Source organism: Rhizobacter sp. P3_C12 (assembly GCF_056402735.1).
The window spans coordinates 1-1837 of sequence record NZ_JBFUGW010000539.1 but is presented as its reverse complement, the minus strand read 5'-3'; the positions used below and the strand labels follow the sequence as shown (position 1 = coordinate 1837).

Below are 1837 nucleotides of genomic sequence, written 5' to 3'. Positions count from 1 at the left end.
GAGATCTGCTGGCGCAAGGGCTGGATCACGTCGGCGCAGCTCGAAGCGCTGGCCAAGCCGCTGGCCAAGAGCGGCTACGGCCAGTACCTGCTGCAACTCATGCACGACAAGGTGTTCTGATGAAGGTGATCAAGACAGAGATTGCCGACGTGCTGGCGTTCGAGCCGAAGGTGTTCGGCGATGCGCGCGGCTTCTTCATGGAGAGCTACAACGGCCGCGTCTTCGCCGAGGCGGTCGGGCGCGAGGTGATCTTCGTGCAGGACAACCATTCGCGTTCGGCGCGTGGCGTGCTGCGCGGGTTGCACTTCCAGTACGCGCCGCACGCGCAGGGCAAGCTGGTGCGGGTGACCAGCGGTGCGGTGTTCGATGTCGCGGTCGACATCCGCCGCGCGAGCCCGACCTTCGGCCGCTGGGTCGGCATGGAGCTGAGCGCCGAGAACAACCGCCAGATGTGGATCCCGCCGGGCCTGGCGCACGGCTTCCTGGTGCTGAGCGAGACGGCCGACTTCCTCTACAAGACGACCGACTACTACGCGCCGAAGGAAGAGGGTTGCGTGCGCTGGGACGATCCGGCGCTCGCGATCGCGTGGCCGGATGTGGGTGGGCCGCCGCAGCTGTCGGCCAAGGACGCGGCGGCACTGCCGCTGCAGGAAGCGAGGCTCGAATGACGAAGGCGATGATCCTCGCGGCCGGCCAGGGCACGCGCGTGCGGCCGCTGACGCGCGACCTGCCGAAGCCGATGGTGCCGATCCTCGGCAAGCCGGTGATGGAGTACCTGATCGAGCACCTGGCGCGCTATGGCGTGCGGCAGATCATGGTCAACGTCGCGTTCAACCACCGCAAGATCGAGAGCCATTTCGGCGACGGCCACCGTTGGGGCGTCGAGATCGGTTATTCGTACGAAGGTGCGCGCGAGCACGGCGAGATCGTGCCGAAGCCGATGGGCTCGGCCGGTGGCATGAAGAAGATCCAGGATTTCTCCGGCTTCTTCGACGAGACGACCATCGTGCTGTGCGGCGACGCGCTGATCGACCTGGATTTCGGTGCGGCGCTGTTCGAGCACCGCAGCAAGGGGGCGCTCGCGAGCGTGGTGACGCTGGACGTGCCGCGCAGCGAGGTGCAGAACTACGGCATCGTGAAGTGCGACAAGGACGGCCATGTCGAGTCGTTCCAGGAGAAGCCGAAGCCGGAGGAGGCGCACAGCACGCTGGCCTCGACGGGCATCTACATCTTCGAGCCGTCGGTGCTCGACCTGGTGCCGAGCGGCACGGTGTTCGACATCGGCAGCCAGCTGTTCCCGCTGATGGTGGAGCGCCAGCTGCCGTTCTATGCGCAGAGCCGCTTCTTCAACTGGATCGACATCGGGCGCGTCAGCGACTACTGGAGCGTGCTGCAGCGGGTGCTGCGCGGCGAGGTGGCGCAGATGGACATGCCGGGGCGCGAGGTGCGGCCGGGCGTGTGGGTGGGGTTGAACACGCGGGTGCCGTGGGACGAGGTGACGATCAACGGGCCGGTGTACATCGGCTCGGGCGTGGAGATCGAGCCGGGCGTGACGATCCAGGGGCCGACGTGGATCGGCACCGGCAGCCACCTGCGGCGCAATTCGAAGGTGGTGCACAGCGTGCTGTTCGAGTACACGCGGATCGGCGAGGGCCAGACCTTCACCGACATGATCGTGGCGCCTTTGTACTRCGTGGATCGCAAGGGCAAGACGTTCTACCAAGGGGACGAGGAGTGCACGCTGCGTTGGTCTGACGCACGGGCCTGAATTTCCTCCTGCGTGTCGCGGGGGGTGAGGGAATGGGCTGGGGGCTCATGCCGAGGCGGTCGGCGCCCC

General features: G+C 66.8%; 2 protein-coding genes. Both read left to right on the top strand.

All coding sequences use genetic code 11. The annotated features are described in order from the left end of the window. Nucleotides 1-119: 119 nt before the first annotated feature. On the top strand, nucleotides 120-668 hold the full coding sequence (gene rfbC / locus AC1DXV_RS34270; protein WP_477868487.1) for a dTDP-4-dehydrorhamnose 3,5-epimerase: 549 nt from the start codon (nucleotides 120-122) through the stop codon (nucleotides 666-668). Nucleotides 669-676: 8 nt separating this feature from the next. Further along, the gene (locus AC1DXV_RS34265; protein WP_477937999.1) at nucleotides 677-1768 is read left to right on the top strand and encodes a nucleotidyltransferase family protein; all 1092 of its coding nucleotides are present in this window, start codon (nucleotides 677-679) and stop codon (nucleotides 1766-1768) included. The last annotated feature ends 69 nt before the right edge of the window (nucleotides 1769-1837 follow it).

Coding starts and splice junctions, on each gene's coding strand:
- rfbC (WP_477868487.1), top strand. CDS start 120: ATGAAGGTGATCAAGACAGAGATTGCCGACGTGCTGGCGTTCGAGCCG.